The organism is Leifsonia sp. ALI-44-B, from assembly GCF_001984125.1.
Taxonomy (GTDB): domain Bacteria; phylum Actinomycetota; class Actinomycetes; order Actinomycetales; family Microbacteriaceae; genus Okibacterium.
This window is the reverse complement of sequence record NZ_MTQL01000007.1, coordinates 936990-958346: the sequence shown is the minus strand read 5'-3', so window position 1 is coordinate 958346 and position 21357 is coordinate 936990. Positions and strand designations below refer to the sequence as shown.

Annotated in this window: 18 protein-coding genes; 9 read left to right on the top strand and 9 right to left on the bottom strand. The window is 67.4% G+C overall.

Going from position 1 to position 21357, the window contains the following annotated elements:
• The first annotated feature begins 23 nt into the window (after positions 1-23).
• The 4 genes from ALI44B_RS11515 (at position 24) to ALI44B_RS11500 (ending at position 4325) form a co-directional block, all read left to right on the top strand.
• Entirely contained in the window at positions 24-908 is an 885-nt protein-coding gene (locus tag ALI44B_RS11515; RefSeq protein WP_077054788.1) for an ABC transporter ATP-binding protein, read from the top strand.
• Positions 905-2095, top strand: a complete 1191-nt coding sequence (locus tag ALI44B_RS11510; protein ID WP_083709921.1) for an ABC transporter permease — start codon at positions 905-907, stop codon at positions 2093-2095. Before ALI44B_RS11515 ends, ALI44B_RS11510 begins: the two co-directional genes overlap by 4 nt.
• A gap of 92 nt (positions 2096-2187) precedes the next feature.
• The gene (locus tag ALI44B_RS11505; protein ID WP_238592189.1) at positions 2188-3324 is read left to right on the top strand and encodes a threonine aldolase family protein; all 1137 of its coding nucleotides are present in this window, start codon (positions 2188-2190) and stop codon (positions 3322-3324) included.
• A 344-nt stretch (positions 3325-3668) separates the two neighbouring features.
• Positions 3669-4325, top strand: coding sequence for a ScbR family autoregulator-binding transcription factor (locus ALI44B_RS11500; protein ID WP_077054787.1), 657 nt, complete (start codon positions 3669-3671; stop codon positions 4323-4325).
• A gap of 271 nt (positions 4326-4596) precedes the next feature.
• Here the strand turns inward: ALI44B_RS11500 and ALI44B_RS11495 are convergent, their stop codons facing one another.
• The 3 genes from ALI44B_RS11495 to ALI44B_RS11485 form a co-directional block, all read right to left on the bottom strand.
• Positions 4597-4809, bottom strand: coding sequence for a helix-turn-helix domain-containing protein (locus ALI44B_RS11495; RefSeq protein ID WP_077054786.1), 213 nt, complete (start codon positions 4807-4809; stop codon positions 4597-4599).
• A complete protein-coding gene (locus ALI44B_RS11490) occupies positions 4809-5300 on the bottom strand; it encodes a DUF2975 domain-containing protein (RefSeq protein WP_077054785.1) in 492 nt (163 codons plus the stop codon). Before ALI44B_RS11490 ends, ALI44B_RS11495 begins: the two co-directional genes overlap by 1 nt.
• A gap of 73 nt (positions 5301-5373) precedes the next feature.
• Positions 5374-6045, bottom strand: coding sequence for a DUF1684 domain-containing protein (locus ALI44B_RS11485; RefSeq protein ID WP_077054784.1), 672 nt, complete (start codon positions 6043-6045; stop codon positions 5374-5376).
• 80 nt (positions 6046-6125) lie between these two features.
• On the opposite strand from ALI44B_RS11485, the gene acs reads away from it, so the two are divergent.
• The 4 genes from acs (at position 6126) to ALI44B_RS11465 (ending at position 10349) form a co-directional block, all read left to right on the top strand.
• Entirely contained in the window at positions 6126-8252 is a 2127-nt protein-coding gene (gene acs, locus ALI44B_RS11480; protein ID WP_083709917.1) for an acetate--CoA ligase, read from the top strand.
• 91 nt (positions 8253-8343) lie between these two features.
• Positions 8344-9009: a DUF4870 domain-containing protein gene (locus ALI44B_RS11475; RefSeq protein WP_077054783.1), complete on the top strand. Its 666-nt coding sequence runs from the start codon at positions 8344-8346 to the stop codon at positions 9007-9009.
• Positions 9010-9159: 150 nt separating this feature from the next.
• On the top strand, positions 9160-9750 hold the full coding sequence (locus ALI44B_RS11470; RefSeq protein ID WP_077054782.1) for a nitroreductase family protein: 591 nt from the start codon (positions 9160-9162) through the stop codon (positions 9748-9750).
• A gap of 101 nt (positions 9751-9851) precedes the next feature.
• Entirely contained in the window at positions 9852-10349 is a 498-nt protein-coding gene (locus tag ALI44B_RS11465; protein WP_077054781.1) for a GNAT family N-acetyltransferase, read from the top strand.
• A 75-nt stretch (positions 10350-10424) separates the two neighbouring features.
• Here the strand turns inward: ALI44B_RS11465 and ALI44B_RS11460 are convergent, their stop codons facing one another.
• From ALI44B_RS11460 to ALI44B_RS11435, 6 genes are all read right to left on the bottom strand, one after another.
• Positions 10425-10841: a hypothetical protein gene (locus tag ALI44B_RS11460; RefSeq protein WP_077054780.1), complete on the bottom strand. Its 417-nt coding sequence runs from the start codon at positions 10839-10841 to the stop codon at positions 10425-10427.
• Positions 10842-10947: 106 nt separating this feature from the next.
• The gene (locus tag ALI44B_RS11455) at positions 10948-13152 is read right to left on the bottom strand and encodes an alpha-galactosidase (RefSeq protein ID WP_077054779.1); all 2205 of its coding nucleotides are present in this window, start codon (positions 13150-13152) and stop codon (positions 10948-10950) included.
• A gap of 7 nt (positions 13153-13159) precedes the next feature.
• Positions 13160-14482 carry an ABC transporter substrate-binding protein gene (locus ALI44B_RS11450; protein WP_077054778.1) on the bottom strand — a complete coding sequence of 441 codons (1323 nt, stop codon included), beginning with the start codon at positions 14480-14482 and terminating at the stop codon, positions 13160-13162.
• A gap of 98 nt (positions 14483-14580) precedes the next feature.
• Complete coding sequence (locus ALI44B_RS11445) at positions 14581-15378, bottom strand: carbohydrate ABC transporter permease (protein ID WP_407668769.1); 798 nt, start codon at positions 15376-15378, stop codon at positions 14581-14583.
• Positions 15379-15578: 200 nt separating this feature from the next.
• Positions 15579-16508 carry a carbohydrate ABC transporter permease gene (locus tag ALI44B_RS11440; protein ID WP_077054777.1) on the bottom strand — a complete coding sequence of 310 codons (930 nt, stop codon included), beginning with the start codon at positions 16506-16508 and terminating at the stop codon, positions 15579-15581.
• Complete coding sequence (locus ALI44B_RS11435) at positions 16505-18589, bottom strand: beta-galactosidase (protein WP_077054776.1); 2085 nt, start codon at positions 18587-18589, stop codon at positions 16505-16507. Before ALI44B_RS11435 ends, ALI44B_RS11440 begins: the two co-directional genes overlap by 4 nt.
• A gap of 1047 nt (positions 18590-19636) precedes the next feature.
• On the opposite strand from ALI44B_RS11435, the gene ALI44B_RS11430 reads away from it, so the two are divergent.
• Complete coding sequence (locus ALI44B_RS11430) at positions 19637-21340, top strand: PDDEXK family nuclease (RefSeq protein WP_077054775.1); 1704 nt, start codon at positions 19637-19639, stop codon at positions 21338-21340.
• The last annotated feature ends 17 nt before the right edge of the window (positions 21341-21357 follow it).

The following is a 21357-nucleotide window of genomic DNA, read 5'->3' as shown; positions in this document are numbered from 1 at the left end:
CGCAGAGAATCGGAGGAGCCAGCGTGCTTCAGCTAGAGAACATCACCCGCTCATACGGCGACCGGCAGGTGTTGCACGACGTGTCGTTCACGGTGCAGCCCGGCCGCATGACCGGTTTCGTCGGCGGCAACGGTGCCGGCAAGACCACGACCATGCGCATCATCCTCGGCGTCCTGTCGGCCGACGGCGGCACCGTCACGAAAGACGGCAAACCGCTCACGGCCGGTGACCGCCACCGCTTCGGCTACATGCCCGAAGAACGCGGCCTCTACCCCAAGATGAAGGTCGAGGAGCAGCTCGTTTACCTGGCCCGCCTGCACGGCTTCTCGTCGTCGCGCGCCACGCAGAACACGCGAGAACTGCTCGAATCGCTCGGCCTCGAGGAGCGCGCCAACGACACGCTCGAATCGCTGTCGCTCGGCAACCAGCAGCGCGCGCAGATCGCGGCGGCCCTCGTGCACCAACCCGATCTGCTCGTGCTCGACGAGCCGTTCTCGGGCCTCGACCCCCTGGCCGTCGACGTCGTCGTCGGAGTGCTGAAAGAGCGAGCGGATGCCGGCGTGCCCGTGCTCTTCTCCTCGCACCAACTCGATATCGTCGAACGCCTCTGTGACGACCTCGTCATCATCGCCAACGGAGAGATCCGCGCCTCGGGTTCGCGCGAGGCGCTGCGCGAGAAGCACGCCACGCGCCGCTTCGAACTGCAGGCCGGCACCGACATCGGCTGGATCCGCGGCTTGCCCGGCGTCGACGTCGTCGAGTTCGACGGCGGCTACGCGCTCTTCGACGCCGACACCGACGAAACCGCGCAGCTCGTGCTGCGACGCGCGGTCGAGGCCGGCGCCGTCACCACCTTCCACCCGCAGCGCCCGTCGCTCGCCCACATCTTCCGAGAGGTCATCCGATGAGCACCCGCACCTCGCCCTCCCCGTCGTCGCCGTCCTCGCGCGGCACATCGTCCGCGTCGGCCCCCGCATCGGCTCGGCCCGCCGCCCCGCAGGCCCCCGGTTTCGCGTCGAGCGTGTGGCTCGTCTCCGAGCGCGAGATCCGCGCCCGCCTGCGCAGCAAGGCGTTCCTGATCTCGTCGGCCCTGCTGCTCGTGATCATCCTGGGTTCCATCCTGTTCGCGGGTTTCTCGGCCAACTCGGCCGGCAGCGAGACCACGAAGGTGGCGGTCGTCGATGCCACGAGCGAGGTCATCCCGGCCGCCGCCGCGAAATCGTTCGACGTGACCGTGGTCGACGACGAGCAGGCCGCCGAGAAACTGGTGCGCGACGGCGACGTCGAGGCCGCCATCCTGCCCGATCGTTCCGGCGACTCGCCGCTGCTGTTCGAGGTCGTGGCCACCGATTCGGCACCGACGTCGGTCGTGCAGGCGCTCAGCACGGCACCCAAGGTCGTGCTGCTCGACCAGGGTGCGGATGCCGGATTCCTCGGCTATCTCGTCGCCATCGCGTTTGGCCTCGTCTTCTTCTCGTCGGCCATGACGTTCGGTTCGACCATCGCCCAGAGCGTGGTGGAAGAGAAGCAGACCCGCGTGGTCGAGATCCTCATGTCGGCCATCCCGGTGCGCGCGTTGCTGGCCGGAAAGGTGCTCGGCAACAGCATCCTCGCCTTCGCCCAGATCGCGCTCATAGCGGTGATCGCCATCGTGGGCCTGACGGTGACGGGGCAGAGCGATCTGCTGACCGGCCTCGGCGCACCCATCGTGTGGTTCGTCATCTTCTTCGTCATCGGCTTCGTGCTGCTGGCCGCGCTCTTCGCCGCGACGGCCGCCCTGGTCTCGCGCCAAGAGGATGTCGGATCGACGACCATGCCCGTCACGATGCTCGTCATGCTGCCCTACTTCGCGGTCATCTTCTTCAACGACAACCCGACCGTGCTGGCGATCATGTCCTACATCCCCTTCTCGGCGCCCGTCGGTATGCCGGTGCGCCTGTTCCTCGGAACGGCCGAGTGGTGGGAGCCGCTGCTCTCGCTCGCGATCCTCGCCGTGACCACGGTCGTCGTGCTGCTGCTCGGCTCGAAGATGTACAGCAACTCGCTTCTGCGCACGGGGGCGCGCGTGAAGCTCGGTGAGGCGCTGCGCGGCTGACGCGTTCGTTCTCCCCAGGCAGCGGCCGCCCCGTTCATCCACAGTTTTCGGCCAGGATGCGCGGGGCGGCCGCTCTGTGCGAGATTAGGGGTGTGAGCCTTCCACTGCATGATTCCGACGTCCGCAACTTCGCCAGCGACAACTACGCGGGGGTGCACCCCGAGGTGATCGAGGCCATCGCCCGGGCCAACGGCGGGCACCAGGTGGCCTACGGCGGCGACCAGTACAGCGAGCGTCTCACCGAGATCTTCCGCGGCCACTTCGGCGAGCAGGCCGAGGTGTTCCCGGTCTTCAACGGCACGGGCGCCAACGTGGTCGGCATCCAGTCGATGTTGCCGCGCTGGGGTGCCGTCATCGCCGCCACCACGGCTCACATCAACGTCGACGAGGGTGGCGCGCCCGAGCGCGTCGGCGGCATCAAGATCTTGGGCGTGCCTTCCCCCGACGGCAAGCTCACGCCCGAGCTGATCGACCGCGAGGCCTGGGGCTGGGGCGATGAGCACCGCGCGCAGCCGCTCGTCGTGTCCATCACGCAGAGCACCGAGCTCGGCACGCTCTACACGCCCGACGAGATCCGCGCCATCGCCGACCACGCTCATGCCCACGGCATGTCGCTGCACCTCGACGGTGCCCGGCTCTCCAACGCGGCCGCGGCCCTCGGCCTGCCGTTCCGCGCCTTCACGACCGACGCCGGGGTCGACGTGCTCTCGTTCGGCGGCACCAAGAACGGCCTCATGTTCGGCGAGGCCGTCGTGTCGCTCAACCCGGCCGCCACGCAGGGTCTCGTCTACCTGCGCAAGCTCAACATGCAGCTCGCCTCGAAGATGCGTTTCCTGTCGGCCCAGCTGATCGCGCTGCTCGAGGGCGACCTCTGGCACCGCTCGGCCAGCCACGCCAACGCCATGGCCGTGCGCCTGCGATCGGCCCTCGAAGAGCGCATCGCGGCCGGTCAGGCGCCCGGTCTCGGCTTCAGCCAGCCGACCGAGGCCAACGCGGTCTTCGCCGTTCTGCCGCCCGGTGTCGCCGACACGCTGCGCGAGTCCTTCCGCTTCTACGACTGGGATGCCGCGACGGGCGAAGTGCGGTGGATGTGCGCGTTCGACACCACCGAGGCCGACATCGACAGCTTCGTCGAGGCCATCTGCGCAGCCTTGGCGGCCGCGCCGGCCGCGGGAGTCGCGCCCGCGTCGCACCTCGTGGGGCACCCCATTCCGGGGGAGGCCCTCTAGCGCCTGTTCGGGCGTCAGGCCGGGCGTCAGGTCGGGCTCCAGGGCGGGCTCCAGGGCGGGCGTCAGGACGGGCGCGCCCGGACCGCGGGCTCGTCGCGGCCCGCGCGCAGGACGCGCCGATAGCGCGGGAGTCGGCCTCTCCTGTATCCCCAATCCGGGCCGCCCCGGGATGGGTTACCGGTTCGAGCGAAAACAGGTCTGTCCGGGAGATTTGCGCAGCCGCCCCGTTGCGCCCGTGCGAACCTGACGTGCAGCATCCCGAAAACCTGGGAAGGGCCCGTCACAAGGGGGTCACCCTTCATAGCCCCCGGAGGTATTCTGTCCCCGATAGGCCGGAGGACCCCATGCCCAAACAGGAACGCGCTCGCGCGACGCGACAAGCGATCGTCGAAGCCGCCGGCGTGGTGTTTGCCCGATCGAGCTATGCCAGCGCCAAGCTCAGCGAGATCATCACCGAAGCGGGCGTCACGCAGGGCGCCCTCTACTTCCACTTCGAGTCGAAGCACGCCCTTGCCCTCGAACTCATCCTGCAGCAGCATCAGCTGTGCGTCGACGCCGGCGCTCGCCTGCTGAGCGACGACATGCCGGGCGCCGAGGGTCTCGTGCGGCTCACTCACACGTTCGCCCAGCAGCTGCGCACGCTGCCGATCGTGCAGGCCGGCATCCGACTCAGCACCGAATCGGCCGGCTACTTTCCCGAGCACGCCCGCGCGCCCTACGAGTTCTGGATCGCGCAGAGCGCCGAACACCTGCGCAAGGCCATCGCCGAAGGCGACGTCTCTCCCCGCATCGAGGTCGACAGCATCGCGCGCTTCGTCGTCGAATCGTTCACGGGCACCCAGATGGTGTCGGCCGTCTTCGACGACTGGGCCCGCCTCGACAACCGCATCACCAATATGTGGGACATCATCTTCGCCGCCATCGGCTGCCCCGACAGCCGCGACCACCTGCTGGCCGTCCCGCGGCTCGTGCACGGCGACGGGGCTCCGCCCTCGATCTGAAGACGGGTGCCACCCGGAGCTGCCCAGCGCGGCGTGATCTGCAACTTCCCGGTCTGCAGCGGACCGGCGCAGAGCCGCCGGCACGATCGGTCGCGGGCGGCGGGGCGGACGTCGCAGAATGAACGCCCGCCGCCGTCCCCGAGTCGGAACCCTCCCCCGAGGTTTCCGATCTGGGCCCCCATCAGTGGTTCTCATCGAGAAACCGACTGGGCCGTTTGTTTAACTTATGCGAGCCGTGCGCAAATCGCAAGCGTTCGCGGGCCCAGATCCCTCATGCCCCGTCGGGCTCCCAACGCAACAAATCACCCGGTTGACAGTCCAAGGCCTCGCAGAGCGCCTCCAGCGTGGTGAAACGCACGGCCTTCGCACGGCCGTTCTTCAAAACAGCGAGATTGGCGGGCGTGACCCCCACGAGTTCCGCGAGCGTGCCGACCGCCATCTTGCGACGCGCCAGCATGACGTCGATGTCGACGACGATGGGCATCAGATGACCTCATCCAGTTGCGATTGCAGTTCGCGCGCCTCACCGTCGAGGTCGATGGCCTGGCGAAGCAGGTAACGCAGCACCACGACCACGAGAGTCATACCCGCGAGCACGAGGGCCACGCCGCAGACCAAGCCGACCACACCCGGGGCGACCTGGCCGGGGGCGAGCAACACGGCAACCGTGAACGTCAGCAGCGCCGCCGCCGCAATGCACCCGGCGATGATGTCGACGTAGCGGAACGCCCGGCGGGAAAAGACCTTGCCTCGCCCCACGAGGTTCAGCAGCATCCAGACACACACAGCGCTCGCTTGGAACGCGACGATCTCGAGCACGACGACCGCTGCGAACGTCGAGCGCAAAACGACGCCGACGGACGCTTCGGCGAGGTCGGCCACCAGGAGCGGGACGAGCATCACCTGAACAAGTAACGACCCCGCGAGGGCGGCGGCGATGATCACCCTCAACACGACGATTGCGAACCTGTGCATGACCGACCTCCATCGATGAACAATCTAAAGCTATCGTTAATCAATAGAACTTACACTGTCGCGATGCTGAGAATCAGGCCGTCGCGGGGTAGGTCTCGCCGACCGGAACCTCGACCGGCAGCGTGTTCTCCTGCTGCGCGAGCGGGCACGCCCAGGCGGGGTCGTACGCGCAGGACGGGTTGTAGGCGAAGTTGAGGTCGAGCACGAGGCGACCCGCACCGGCGCCGCTGTCGGGGGCTGCGCCATCCGAGATGCCGGATGCGCCGAGGTGCGCGCCCTTGATGGTGTCGAGCAGGTAGCGGCCGCCGCCGTAGGTGCCGCCCTCGGCACCGGCCAGGCGATCCTTGACGGGGACGAAGAGGCCGCCGCCGTAGCCCGCGTGCTTCCAGACGGCGAGCGAGCCGCGGTCGCCCGGCAGCCCGGCCGTGCCGATGAGCGTGAAGCCGACGACGCCGTCGGTGCCCGTGGGAACGGCGATGTCACGGCCCTCGTCGACGGGCGCGACATCCACCTCGAAGCGCCACGACGAGTCGTAGTCGGCAACGGGCAGACCCGAGAACGTCTCGGCGTCTTCGGGCAAGAGTGGCGAGGCCGGATGCGTGGCGAAGAGCTCGTCGCGGCGATCGCGCCAGATGCGGTGCGCGGCCGCCGGGTCGGTCGCCGCGACGCGACGCACGTCGGCGTAGAGCTCGAAGATGCGGAAACGCCAATCGGCGGTGTCGAGGGCAGTGCCGAGAGTAGCCATCGGGCCACACTACCCCCGTCGTGTGAACGAGCGTTTCACTCGGCCGCACACCGCACTCTGCGCCCGCCTAACCTGGAAGCATGCCCGACGATCTCGCCCCCGCATCCGCCGCCGCTACGCCTGACTCGAGCACGCCGGGCCGCCCGCACGACGCGACGACCGCCGCCACAACAACCGGCGCCTCGCACGCGACGATCGCGAACCTGCTTGACGAGACCCGCGCCTACCCGGCCCCCGCGGCCATCGCGGCGAGCGCCAACGTCGACGCCTCCTGGTGGGCGCGAGCGGATGCCGACGCCGACGCCTTCTGGGCCGAACAGGCCGCGCGGCTCGACTGGCACACCCCGTGGCAGAGCGTGCACACGTGGAAGCCCGCCGCGCCCGACGCATCCGGAACCCTCTCGGTGCCCGAGACCACGTGGTTCGCGGGCGGGCGACTCAACGTTGCCGTCAACTGCGTCGACCGGCACGTGCAGAACGGCCTGGGCGACAAGGTGGCCGTGCACTTCGAAGGCGAGCCCGGCGACCGACGCAGCCTCACCTATGCCGAGTTGCAGCGCGAGGTCTCGAAGGCCGCCAACGCGCTCACCGACCTCGGCATCGGCGTGGGCGACCGCGTGGTCATCTACCTGCCGGTCATTCTCGAGACCATCATCGCGACGCTCGCCGTGGCCCGCATCGGCGCCATCCACTCGCTCGTGTTCGGCGGGTTCTCGGCCGAGGCCCTGCGGTTCCGCGTGGAGGACACGCGCGCCAAGCTGCTCATCACGACCGACGGCCAGTTCCGCCGGGGCAAGGCCGTGGCCGTCAAGGACAACGCCGACCAGGCCGTCGCGGGCGTCGACAGCATCGAACACGTGCTCGTCGTCAAGCGCACGGGGGACGACATCCCCTGGACCGACGGTCGAGACGTCTGGTGGCACGAGACGGTGGATGCCGCGAGCGACGTGCACGACCCCGAATACTTCGACGCCGAGACGCCGCTGTTCATCATCTACACCTCGGGCACCACGGGAAAGCCCAAGGGCCTCGTGCACACCTCGGGCGGATATCTCACCCAGGCATCTTTCACTCACTGGGCCATCTTCGACGCCAAACCCGACGACGTGCACTGGTGCACGGCCGACCTCGCGTGGGTCACGGCGCACACCTACGAGATCTACGGCCCGCTCTCGAACGGCCTCACGCAGGTGATCTATGAGGGCACGCCCAACACGCCGAGCCGCACGCGCCACTTCGAGATCATCGAGCGTTACGGCGTGACGACCTACTACACGGCGCCCACGCTCATCCGCACACTCAGCACGTGGTTCCCCGACGGGCCGCCAGCCGAGTTCGACCTGTCGAGCATCCGCATTCTCGGCACCGTGGGCGAGGCCATCAACCCCGAGGCCTGGATGTGGTTCCACACCCGTATCGGCCGCGGCGAGGCGCCCATCGTGGACACGTGGTGGCAGTCCGAGACGGGGGCCGCGACCATGGCGCCGCTGCCCGGTGTCTCGACCCTAAAACCCGGTTCGGCCAACCGCGCGCTGCCCGGCATCTCGACGCTCATCGTGGACGAGGACGGCGAGCGCGTGCCCTACGGTTCGGGCGGCTATCTCGTCGTCGACCGCCCGGGGCCGGGCCTCGCCCGCACCGTCTGGGGCAACCCCGAGCGCTACCGCGACTCCTATTGGGCCAAGTACTGGAAGCAGGGCTACTTCTTCTCGGGCGACGGCGCCAAATGGGATGCCGACGGCGACATCTGGGTGCTCGGTCGCGTCGATGATGTCATCAACGTGTCGGGACACCGCCTGTCGACCATCGAGATCGAGTCGGCGCTCGTCGCGCATCCGGCCGTCGGCGAAGCCGGAGTGGTGGGGGTCAGCGACCCGATCACGGGGCAGGCGATCGCGGCCTATGTCATCCCGTCGTCACTGCCCCAGGATGCCTCGGGCGCCGACGACACCTACTGGGTGCAACAGGCCGACACCCTGCGCGAGACGTTGCGGGCGTATGTGGCACAGGCCATCGGGCCCATCGCCAAACCGCGGGATGTCGTGATCGTGCCCGACCTGCCCAAGACCCGCTCGGGCAAGATCATGCGCCGGTTGCTGGGAGACATCAGCGACGGCCGGCCGCTCGGGGACACCACCAGCCTGCAGGAGGAGTCGACACCCGCCCGCATCGAAGCGATCGTAGCCGCCACCCGGGCCGCTCGCTAGCGAAAGAACTCCCCATCGACGGCTCTGACAGGATGGACGGATACTCGATAGACAGCCACCGCCTTCGACGATGACAGTGAGGATGCCTCGCATGACGAACCCCGACGGAACCCCCGCCGACCAGCCTCCGTACGCTCCCCCGGTAACCGGTCACGAGCCGCAGCAGTCGCCCTACGGCCCGCCCGTTCCGCCCGCGCAGGGTCAGCCCCCTTACGTTCAGCCCGGATACGAACAGCCCGGTTACGGCCAGCAGCCTTTCGGTCAGCCCGGCTATGGACAGCCGCCTTACGGCCAGCCGGGCTACGGCCAGCCCGCCTTCGGCGCCCCCAACTACGGCGGCCCCGACCGCGGCGCCGACAAGTCCGGCGGTCAGCTCGTCTGGCTCATCGGCCTGGTCTCGCTCTTCGGCTTCTTCTACCTCTCGCCGTTCTTCTCGATCATCGCCACGCTCATCGTCTGGTCGACCGTGCGCCACCGCGGCCCGCTCTCGGCCGGCAACGCGCGCAACGCCATGAACTGGCAGATCACCTACCTCCTCGGCCAGATCGTGGCCTTCGTTGCGCACTTCCTCGTGCTGGCAACCATGGGCGGCGGCGATTTCGTGTCGGCCCCGCTCGTCACCCTCATCCTCATCGTCGCGTGGAACGTTGCCAACCTCGTCGCCCTCATCCTGGGTGGCGTGCGCTCCTCGCGCGGCGAGGTCTACCGCTTCCCGCTCGCGGTGCCGTTCCACATCCTCACGCAGAAGTCCGAGTAGCCCGACAGCGAGTAGCCCGACAGACGGGCGCGGCTGCCGAGAGCCTCCCGCCCGGCATCCGGAATAGTCGCCGCATCCATGCGTTTACATACATAGTCAACGGCGACGCTCAGACACACACCTCCCCAGAACCACGACGAAAGAGCACGGATGACCGACATCACCACCTCTGCCCGCACCGCCGACACGAGCGTTCCCATTCTCGACGTCCTCTCGGACCGCTGGAGCCCGCGCGCCTTCGACGCCACCGCCACCATCGACGAGCAGACACTCACCGCCGCCCTCGAGGCCGCCCGCTGGTCGCCGAGCGCCGCCAACACGCAGCCCTGGCGTTTCATCATCGGCCGCCGCGGCTCCGACACCTTCAACACCATCGCCGCGAGCCTGATGGGCTTCAACAAGGCGTGGGCCGGCAACGCGGGCGCGCTCATCGTGGCCGTCGCCGAGGTCACCGACGCCGACGGCAAGCCGCTGCCCTGGGCCATCTACGACCTGGGCCAGTCCATGGCGCACCTCAGCATCCAGGCCCACCACGACGGCCTGCACGTGCACCAGATGGGCGGCTTCAAGAAGGATGAGCTGGCCGAGGCATTCGACCTCGGACCCAACCACCAGATCCTGACCGTGTCGGCCATCGGCCACGTGGCCAGCCCCGACACGCTCGAGGACAAGCTGCGCGAGCGCGAGGTCGCCCCCCGCGAGCGCAAGGCACTCGACGAGATCGTCCTCGTCAACGAGTAGTCCACTCGTCACCCCGCACGACGCGATGCCCCGACCGGATGATTTCGGCCGGGGCATCCGCGATTTTGAGGGTCCGCGCAGCCGGGGGTAGTCTCCCGACTATGAACACCACCATCGATGCTGTTGTTCGCCCGGTTCGCGACGTCGACGCCGAATCACTCGGGCGTGTGCACGCCACCTGCTGGCACGAAACCTACGACCACCTGATCAGCGACGAAGCGTTGCGGGCCGTCTCTCCGCGCCGCATGGCCGAGCTGTGGACGCACTACTCGTCGCTCGGCGACGGCCGCTGCCTCTACGCCGCCCTCGTCGACGGCGAGATCGTCGGTTTCTCGGGTTCGGGCCCCAGCCGCGACCCGGAGATCACCGACCGCTCCGAGCTGTACTTCACCTATGTGCTGCACGCCTTCCACGGCACGGGCATCGGCCAGCAGCTCTTCGACGCCGTGCTCGGCGAGCAGCCCGCGTTCCTCTGGGTGGCCGAGGACAACCCCCGCGCGCACCGCTTCTACGCCCGCAACGGCTTCACGCCCGACGGCGCCCGCCAGACGCAGCCCTTCCTCGGCGAGGAGATCACCGAGGTCCGCCTCGTCCGCTGACGCGTCACCTTCGCCTGGGCAAGCGAAAGGGGGGCTGCCCGTAGGCGACCCCCCTTTTGTGCTGCGTGGTGAGACTTAGTTGCAGACCTTGCCGAGGTCGGTGAAGGTGGTCTGCACGTCGGTGGCGCTCTCGGTCAGAGCGTTGACGTCGGCCGAGGTCGGGTCGTCAGCGTACTTCTCGAACTCGTCAGACATGGCCGAGATGGCCTTCTCTGCCTTGTCGGCGGTCGGCTTGACCTCGTCGTTGGTGACCTTCTCGGCGTTGTCGCTGAAGGTGTCGGCCAGCTCGCTGATCGCGTCGGACGCGGCGGCGGGGTCGGTGGCGAGGCTCGAGGAGCTCTCGGTCAGCTCGGTCTGCAGCTGCTGAATGCCGCTCTCGAGCTCCTTGCACGCGTCGGCCTTGCTCTGGCCGCCGGCACAGCCGGACAGCAGGAAGCCGGCGATGGCGAAGCCGGCGATGAGTGCGGTGGTCTTGGTGCGTCGTTCCCTCATGGGGTCCCCCTCGGGTGATTCGGATGTTCTTGGCGAGATAACGCTATCGAACGTGAGCGTTGCTCGCGATGGGTACCACTCCCCGAGCGGCGTGGGCTAGAGCTCGTTAGAGCGCGTCGGCTGTGAAGAGCTGCGCCTGTTCGGGCGCGAGGAGGGGCACGGCGAGGCCGATCTCGGCGAGGATGCGGCCCGAGAGAACGACTTCGCCGGCCGCGATCCAGGCGGGCGGGGCATCCTGGATGGCGCGCGGGGCGGCCCCGAGCGTGAGCGGGCGCACCCGGTAGAGGCGGTCGGGTTCGAGGCCCGGGAGGCGGAGCGGTGCCGGCACCGCGGTGCGCGGGGCAGCCAGGGAGACGTGGGCGAAGAGTGCGGACGTCTGGTCGCGGGAGACGACGCCGTGGGCGTGCAACGCGGGGTCTGAGGCATCCGATCGCACGATGGTGCCCGTGTGCAGCAGGCCGCGGTGGCGCTTGTAGGTGTCGATCCAGGCGGCGATGGTGTCGAGCTCGGCGGGTGAGGCCTCGTTCAGGTTCCACTCGATGCCGGCGCTGCCGAAGAGGGCCGTGACCAGCCGGAATTCGAGGTCCGAGGTGCGCCAGGTGGTATGCGATTGCGCCGCCCCCAGGTGCCCGCCGAGGTATTCGGGCGGGATCACGAGCGACGTGTAGCGCTGGATGGCTTGGCGCTCGAGCGGGTCGTTGGTGTCGCTCGTCCACACGCGCTCGACGCGTTCGAGCACCCCCAGGTCGATGCGCGCACCGCCCGACGCGCAGGACTCGATCTCGACGTGCGGGTGGGCCGCGCGCACGGCGTCGAGCAGGCGGTAGAACGCGGCGGTCTGCCGGTGCGCCGAGCCGCCGAGTAGGTCGCGGTTGTGATCCCACTTGAGGAACGCGATGTCGTATTCGCCGAGCAGGGCATCGAGGCGGCCCAGGATGTAGGCGAAGGCCTCGGGGTTCGACAGGTCGAGCACGCGCTGGAAACGCCAGGTGGGCGCATCCGGGCGACCGAGAATCCAGTCGGGATGCTCGCGCGCCACAGTCGAGTCGGGGTTCACCATTTCGGGCTCCACCCACAGGCCGAAGTCCATGCCCTGCGCGCGTACGGCGTCGACGAGCGGCGACAAACCGTCGGGCCAGCGGGCGGCGTCGACGAACCAGTCGCCCAGGGCCCGGCGGTCGTCGGTGCGCCCCTCGAACCAGCCGTCGTCGAGCACGAAACGTTCGACGCCCACGCGCGCGGCCTGGTCGACGAGGGTCAGCAGGGTGGGCAGGTCGTGGTCGAAGTAGACGGCCTCCCACGTGTTCAAGACGACGGGGCGGGGGCGGCGGATGCTGCTCCACGAGCGGATCCACGGGTGCAGGCGGGCCGACACACCGTCGAGACCGGCGGCCGAGTAGACGGCGATGGTCCAGGGGGACTCGTAGTGCTCACCATCCGCGAGCGTGATCTCGCCGGGCGCGAGCAGTTCGCCGCTGCCCGAGACGGATGCCCCGAGCGGCGAGCGTTCGGCCCACAGCGCCTTGTCACCGCTCCACGCCAGGTGGGTGGCCCAGACCTCGCCCGTGCGGAACGTGAAGCCCGGGGTGCCGGCCGCGAAGAGGAACGCGTCGTCGTGGCCGGGGCGGCCGTGGCGGTGTTCGCGGCTCCAGATGCCCTGGCCGAGGGTGTGGCGCTGCGGGGTGCGCTCGTGCGTCCAGAGGCCCGTGAAGTCGAGCAGTTCTCGGGCGCGGTCGGCCAGGGGCAGGGCTGCGGCGACGCTGTCGACGGCAAGAGGTGAGGATGCGTCGTTCCGCACGCGGTGGCGCAGGCGCAGGACGCCCTCGGGGGTGAGCTCGAGCGTGACCGTCACGGTGACGTCGGCTGCGGCATCCGCGAGCGTGAAGACGAGGGTTTGGGACGAGAGCGGGGTCGGCGCGCCAGTCGAGGTAGCGGCATCAGCGGCATCAGCGGCAGCAGAAGCAGCCGAGTAGTCGGTCGCGACGAGGCGCAACGCGAGCGGTCGCGAGACCGACGGCGCGAAAGGCGCGGGAGTCTCAGAAGCTCCGGCGTCAGCGAGTCCGGCGACCCGGTGAACCTCGAGCCCCGGACGCCCGCTCCAGCCGTCGAACAGGGTCGGCACGAGGCTCAGGCGCGGGGGTTCGTCGATCGACGAGGGCGGCACGGCGGCCAGCAGGGCCCCGGACAGACTTTCGAGGGCAGATGAGTCGAGCTCGCCGACATCCGCCCCCCAGTGCAGAATCGAGGGCACCTTCGCGCCGCGGGCATCGACGATCAGGCTGACGCCCGCGGCACGAAGGTGGTGAATCACGGTGCAACTACTCCTTGACGGGGATGGACTGGGCCTTCAGCGCGTCGACGGTCGCCGACTGGCCCTTCTTGAGTGCGTCGAACAGGGTTCCGTCGCCCGAGACGGCGGACTTGAAGCCATCCGACACGTCGTTGTAGGTCTGCGTCATGGTCGGGCCCCAGGCGAAGTCCTTGGCGACCTCGGCGGAGGCGTCGGCAAACACATCGTAGATCGGCTGGTTGCCGTAGAACTCGACGCCCTCTTTCAGGATCGGCAGGTTGAGGCCGTCCTTGGTGGCGGGGTAGATGTTCGCCGACTCGTTCAGCATGGTGAGGGCCTCTTCAGAGGTGTTGAGCCAGAGCGCGAACTTCGCGGCCTCGTAGGGGTGCTCCGAGCCGGTGAAGACGGCGGTCGACGAGCCGCCCCAGTTGCCGGCAGCCTTGTCGCCGGCTTCCCACTGCGGGGCCTGAGCGACGGACCACTTGCCCGCGGTGTCGGGTGCGCCCGAGGCGATGGAGTTGGCGCCCCAGACGGCGGAGTTCCAGCTCCAGGCTGCGCCCGTGTTGTAGGCGTTGTCCCATTCGGTGGTCCAGGCGGGAACGGTGGAGACGAGGTCTTCGTCGATGAGTTCCTGCCAGTAGTCGGCCACCTTCTTGGAGGCGTCGTCGGTCAGGTCGACGGTCCAGTCGGTGCCGTCGTTCTCGAACCAGCTGCCGCCGGCCTGCCACACGAAACCGGCGAACTGGTTGATGTCGCCCTGCGAGAAGTTGGTGATGTAGCTGCCGGTGGCGCGCACCTTCTTGGCGGCTTCCTTGTATTCCTCCCACGTGGTGGGGATGGCGATGCCGTTCTGCTCGAACAGGTCGGCGCGGTAGAACATGGCCATGGGGCCCGAGTCCTGCGGGATCGCGTAGACCGAGTCGGATTCGCCGAGCGAGACCTGACCCCAGGTCCAGTCGACGAACTTGTCCTTCGAGGCCATGACGTCTTCGCAGGCGCCGAGGTCCATGAGGCCGTTCTGCACGCGGAAGTTGGGCAGCGCGTCGTATTCGATCTGGCCGAGGTCGGGCGCGTTGCCGGCCTTCAGCTGGTTGAAGAAGTTCTGGTAGGTGCCGCTGTTGCCGTTGGGGCCCGTCTGCACGGCGACCTGGATGTCGGGGTTCGCCTTGTTCCAGACATCCACGGCGTCTTCGATGCCGGGAATCCAGGAGGTGAAGCTGAGCTCGACTTTTCCGTCGGCCGGCGTGCAGGCTGCAGCGTCGCTGCCCTCACTGCCGGTGGTCGACGAGCAGCCGCTCAAAACGACGGCCGAAAGCACCGCTGCGGCGACCGCTGTTCTCTTGAGGTTCATGCTGTTCCGTTTCTGTGGGTGTGCGTGGATCTGTTGGGGTGAAGGTGAAAGTGAAGGTCATGCGGGGGTGAAGAAGTGGGGATGCCGCGGGCGGGGCGCTACTTGACCGACCCGGCGCCGAGACCCGAGCGCCAGAACCGCTGCAGCAGCAGGAACGTGATGACGAGCGGGATGATCGACAGGAACGCGCCGACCAGCACATAGAGGCGCAACTCGGGAATCTGGTTCACCTGAGAGTTCCAGGCGTAGAGCCCGAGCGTCACGGGGAACAGCGTCTCGTCGCGCAGCATGATGAGCGGCAGGAAGAAGTTGTTCCAGATGGCCACGAACTGGAACAGGAACACGGTCACCAGCGCCGGGAACATGAGCCGCACCGAGATGGTGAAGAAGGTGCGGATCTCGCCGGCGCCATCCAGTCGGGATGCCTCGAGCAACTCGTCGGGCACGCTCGACGCCGCGAAGATGCGGGTCAGGTACACGCCGAACGGGCTGACGAGCGACGGCAGGAACACCGACCAGAACGTGTTGGTGAGCCCCACCTGGCTGAAGATGAGGAACAGCGGCAGCGCCAGAGCGGTCGCGGGCACGAGCACTCCGCCGAGCACGACGTTGAAGATGGCGTCGCGGCCGGGGAAGCGGTATTTGGCGAGCGCGTAGCCGCACATGGCCGCGAACAGCGTTCCGAGCAGGGCGCCGAGGCCCGCGTAGAGCACGGAGTTCAGCATCCATTTGAGGTAGACGCCGTCGCGGTAGGCGATGAGCTGGCCGATGTTCTCGAACAGGTTGAAGTCCGCGAACCACAGGGCGGGCGTATTGCCGAACTGCGGCGCCGACTTGGTCGAGGCGATGAACAGCCACCAGATCGGAATGAGGAAGTAGAGCGTGAAGACGAGCATCACGATCAGGGCTCCGGCGCGCGACAGGGGGCTCTCGCGGGGGCCGCGGGCCCTGGTCGTGTCGGAGCCGGCGGGGCCCTGGTGACCGTGACCGCCACCCGCCTGGCCGCGACCGCCGCGACGGATGCGTGAGGTGGGCGCGACATCCGACGCCTGATTCGAGTCGGGCGAACCGTTGGCCGGGGAAGACAGGATGGCGCTCATTTGTCGTCCTTTCGCTGCGTGAACTTGAGGAAACCGAACGACAGGATGAAGGTGGCCAGCGCCAGCACGACCGAGAACGCGGCCGCGAGGTTGACGTTGGGAATCGCCGACGTCGTGTAGACCGTGAGGTTCGGGGTGAACGTGCTCGACACGGCCGAGCTAAAGGTGCGGAACACCTGCGGTTCGGCGAGCAACTGCAGCGTTCCGATGATCGAGAAGATCGCGGTGAGCACGATGGCGGGCATCACGAGCGGGATCTTGATCGACCAGGCGATGCGCATCTGGCCGGCACCGTCGAGGCGGGCGGCCTCATAGATCTCGGTCGGGATGCTGAGCAGCGACGAGTAGATGATGAGCATGTTGTAGCCCACGAACACCCACGTGACGACGTTGGCGATGGCCCACAGCACGAGGTCGGCCGACAGGAAGTCGATGTTCTGCGTGACTGCGGTAAAGGGCGACAGGTTGGGAGAGTAGAGGAATCCCCACATGATGGCCGCGATGACGCCGGGCACGGCGTAGGGCACGAAGAACGCGAGGCGGAAGAAGCGTTTGCCGCGCAGGATGGGCGAGTCGAGCAGCAGCGCGAACAGCAGGGCGAGGCCCAGCATGACGGGCACCTGCACGGCGCCGAACAGCAGCACGCGGCCGACGGACTGCCAGAAGGGGCCGTTCTGGAACACCTGCACGTATTGCGCGAACCCGCCGAACACCTCGCGTGCCTGGCCGAAGGTGCCGTCGCGCTGGATGACGAGGAGCGACTGGTAGACGGCGTAGCCGATGGGTACGAGGTAGAACATGGCGAACAGCACGGCGAAGGGGGCGATGAAGATCGCGATCGCCTTCTTGTGTTGCACGACCAGTTTGGGCGGGCGCACGCGGCGCCGGGGAGCGCTCACCGCCGCCGTTTCGACACTGACGCTCATCGCGCGGGGTCCTCTCTGATCACGCGCACGGCGCCGGCTGGCACGCGTGCGATGTTGTCGACGGTGTCGCCGGTGACGAGGTCGAGGCCCCGGGCCGGCGTCTCGACGTCGTGCGCCGAGTGGTTGATGAGGAAGAGGTAACTGCGGGGGGTGTCGCTGGCGGCGGCTGTGTCGCCTGCGATGGCGTGGCCGGCGGTGGCGCGGCGGATGACCTCGAGCCCGGGTTCGCGCTCGTCCCCCTGGGGGTGGGCGGATGCCTCGGCCGCGGCGTCGCGCAGCACGGCGTCGAGCGCGTCGGGGTCGAGGCTCGTGGCGAGGTAGCGGGCGACGCCGCGGGTGCTGCTGTTGCTGGCGACGACGTTGCGCGTGATGGCGGGTCTCCCGGCGGACGGCCCGTCGGCGAACGTGTCGAGAACCTCGGCGCCGCGGGCTCGCACGCGCTCGGACCAGGCGGTCGCGGTCATCCCCGAGGCGAGCGTCAGCCGCTGCCCCGGCAGAACCGGTGCGAACTCTTCGACGTTGATGCCGAGCAGCTCACGGAACGCACCCGGGTAGCCGCCGGCGCGCACGCGGTCTTCTTCGTCGACGATTCCGCTGAAGAACGTGATGACGACGTGGCCGCCCGCGGCGACGTAGTTCGAGACGACCTCGGCTTCGGCATCCCGAACCAGGTAGAGCGACGGCACGATGACGAGCTTGTAGGCCGACAGGTCGGCGCCGGGGCGCACCAGGTCGACGGTGTGGCCGAGGCGGCGCAGCGAGGCGTGGGCGGCGTGCACCTGCGAGAGGTAGTCGACGCCGTGACTCGGGCGGCTTTCGCCGTCGGCGGCCCACCAGTTCTCCCAGCTGAACAGCATGGCCACGTCGGCCTGCACGCGTGTGCCGGTGATCTCGTCGAGGCGGTCGAGGGTGTGGCCGAGGTCGACCACTTCGCGCCACAGGTCGCTGTCGGTGCCGGCGTGGGGCAGCAGCGCCGAGTGGAACTTCTCGGAGCCCTGCAGCGACGCGCGCCACTGGAAGAAGCACACCGCGTCGGCGCCCTTCGCCACGTGGGTGAGCGAGTTGCGGGTCATCTCGCCGGGGGCCTTGGCCAGGTTGTGCGGCTGCCAGTTGACGGCGCCGGTCGACTGCTCCATGAGCACCCAGGGGCCGCCCTGTGCGAGGCCGCGCGTCAGGTCGGCGGCGAACGACAGCTCGGCGGTGGGGTCGGCGAGACGGTTATCGAGGTAATGGTCGTTGGCGATGACATCCATCTCGGGGGCCCACTGCCAGTAGTCGAGGTTGCGGATGTGGGCGGTGACCATGAAGTTGGTCGTGACGGGCACGCTGCTGTGGCGGCGCAGCACCTCGAGCTCGGCTCGGTAATAACCGAGCAGTTCGTCAGACGAGAAGCGGTGGAAGTCGATGACCTGGCTCGGGTTGCGGCTCGCCAGCGTCAGGCGCGGGGGAAGGATCTCGGCGAAGTCGCTGTACTGCTGGCTCCAGAACGAGGTGCCCCACGCGGTGTTGAGGCGCTCGATGGTCGTGTAGCGCGCGCGCAGCCAGACGCGGAACGCCTCGGCGCTTTCGTCGTCGTAGCAGAGGGCGTTGTGGCAGCCGAGCTCGTTCGACACGTGCCACAGCTCGACGGCGGGGTGCTGGCCATAGCGCTCGGCGACCTTCTCGACGAGCTCGAGCGCGTAGCGGCGGAAGACGGCGGATGACGGGCACCACGCCTGGCGTCCACCGGGAAAGCGTGTGGTGCCGTCTTCGACCTGCGGCAGGATCTCGGGGTGCCGGGCGGTCAACCACGGCGGGGCCGAGGCGGTGCCCGTGCCCAGGTTCACGCGGATGCCGGCGGCGTGCAACAGGTCGAGAATCTCGTCGAGCCCGTCGAAGTCATACTCCCCCGGGCGCGGTTCGATGTGCGACCAGCCGAAGATGTTGAGGGCCACGAGGTCCACTCCCGCTTCGCGCATCAGGTCGACGTCTTCGCGCCAGACCGACCGGTCCCACTGCTCGGGGTTGTAGTCGCAGCCGAACGCAATGCCGTCGTGCGAGAACACCGGCCGTGCGCCAGATGCTGGATGCTGCGTGCTCATGAATCCTTCCGCCCCGACTCGCGTCGGCGTCCTGTGAACGTGCACAGATTGCGGAGTGACAACTCCTCATTGAGAGTCTGTGAACGTACACAGAGTACGCAGAACTCCCGGCGGGTGTCAACATTAGAACATTCGAAGAGAGCGCCTGGGGGCGTTCGAAAGACCGACAAGATACTCATACGCGGGGTTGAACATGCCACTCGACGGCTCAATACGCGATTGTTCGCCGAACGACCAAGCCGAGTAGATCTGTCTTGTCAATACATCCATGGCGTTTGCTTGTGGATTGCTCCCTGCGTCCCCATGTATCGATGTCGATCCATCTCAGGCGTCCCACTATGGTCAGAGGCGCCCCATCCAGGGTTAAGTTCCGAGCTGAGATCAGGGTCTCGTCCGTCTCGAAGAGAGTGATCAGGGTGCCGTCCTTCATGATCGCGATCCGGATGCGGCAGCGCTAGCTCTGTCACAGAGGCCGGGGCGGATTGACGGGTTCGCTGATGGGAGAAGGCGGCGTCCGACGAGGCGGTCAGCTTAGGCCGGAGCAGTGGCTTGACAGGTTGCACCGCGCCGGGGCGCCGTGGGAGAGGTCTATGCCGTCCCCTTCCATGCGTCGGAATTTGGACCGGCGTATACGACGGCATCGAGGGCTCGAAAGGAGTCCTCGCGGGGCACGTCGCCGTGTCCGGTCGAGATCTAGTCCGAGCCTCGACAAGGATCCCCCATGGAGGTGCGCCAAGGACGCGGCTCGGCCGTTGCGCGGTCGCAGGCACCGGAAGCTCGGACGAGCGCAACGGGCGGCAAGGTGCGGAAGAGCAGTCACCTGCCGGTTGAGTTGCGATTATCGCGTTCTCCTATCGGGATGTTGACGTCCGTCGCGCTAGCGCATGTCTCATCAAGTCTTAATCCCGCAGAAGGTGAGTCAGCAACTACGCGGTCGCTGCAACACCCCATACACTTTCTCGTGTTGAATCCAATCTTGACTAGACATTGTCCTGAACGTATGGCCCGACACGCGCGGCCATCGTTGCACGATGGGAACGGGCTCCGATGACACGCGTCGCGTGGGAACGATATGAGGGCAACGACATCGAAGCGGTCGTCGCGATGCTCGTCAACCTGGAGCGCCCAAACTCTGTGCGCATCACTCCCTCAAGAGGCGATGGCGGAGTCGACATCCTCGATAGGGGCGCGGCTGCAGATGGCGGAGATGTCGTCTACCAGGTCAAGCGCTACACGGAGTCGCTCTCGACGTCTCAACAGAACAACGTTGAGGAGTCATTGACTAGGCTGCAAAACGACCCCCGATGGGCGACACTCAACGTTCGGGAATGGCATCTTGTCACGCCCTGGGATCCGACGCCTGAAGCTGACGCTTGGCTACAACGCCTTGACGACGGCGGGTGCACTGTCGTTTGGCACGGCCTGACATACATCGAGGCGCTCGCCGCAAAGTACCCGGAAGTCGTCGACTATTACCTGGATGGCGGCAGGAGTCGCATCGAGCAGGCCTACCAATCAGTCGTTGCCTTACTCGCTCCCGCTGACGCGGGACAGGAGTTGGATGTCCCCAGCGTTTCGTCTCGGTTGGCGACAGCACTCACGGTCCTCGACGGCGATCCCCATTACCGGTACGAACTCAGGCTAGGAGAAGGAGAGCTGCCCAGCCTCATCGAACGGCCGATGTTGATGATGACATGGATCCAATCCGACGGGCCCGGTAAGAAGTGGCAGGCCGTCGACGTCATCGCTCGGTGCGCAGCTTCGGCCACTGAACGTCCTATCGTCATATCAGGAACCGTGAGCGCTGAAGGCGGCTCCGATCTGGCCGCGGCTCTTCAAGACTTCTTCGACTACGGCACACCATTTGCGGCACCGGCTGGGGCCTTCGCAGGCAGTATTGACGCGCCCGGCGGACTCGGCGGCTCCTTGACGAACGCAGCTATGCAAGTATTTCCGGTTGGAGAAGAGGTGGGAACTGACCCAGACCTCGTCCTCGCAACTCGCTCCGCCGAAGGCTTAACTATCGCTGAGACCGAGGTGACCCGTGTCGAGCGAAGCGAAGGCACGAAAGGCCTCCGCGTGGTCTTAGAGCAGAAGAACAACGTGTTCACGATCGAAGACCGCTACACAGCGTCGGAGGGTGGGAAACGACAGTTCCGCTTTGGGGACTACTCGAACGAGCCCGCGCAGGATGTACGCGATGCTCTCGCCTTCATCGCCTCAGCATCACCCCCGAACACGGTCCACGTGCGGCGAAACGGTGCCCCTCCCCTGAGCGCGAGCATCGACCCGAACTGGAACATCGACTTCCCTGCTGAAATACGCAAGGTCCTCGACGGCGTCGCGGTTCCCGTTGACGCGCTTGCACGACTGCAATTGCACACTGGCACCATCGTCCGAGTCCCAGACCTAACCGAGACCACCTTCGCTCAGGTCGCGCTGTGGCAGCGCGCCGCCACAGTTCTCGAGGGGAAGGAGGCCATAGCTGCTTACCCCGAGGGCCACGCCCTAGAGGTCGAGCTCCCAGCCGAGGTCGACACGATTCCCGGCCAACTGGCAATCGAAGTCCCTCTCGATGTCACCGTCGGTCACCAGACGATCCATTTCGGAACTGCTCTCATGTGGATCGAACACGCAACCATCCTTGAACGACGCGAAGTCGATGGTCGTTCGGTGCACCGGCTCACGACGCCCAACAGGCATATCCGCTTCTCTTTGCCGAACGACCATTCGGACGACTCAGCAGGTTGAGTCGTCCTGCTAAGGGC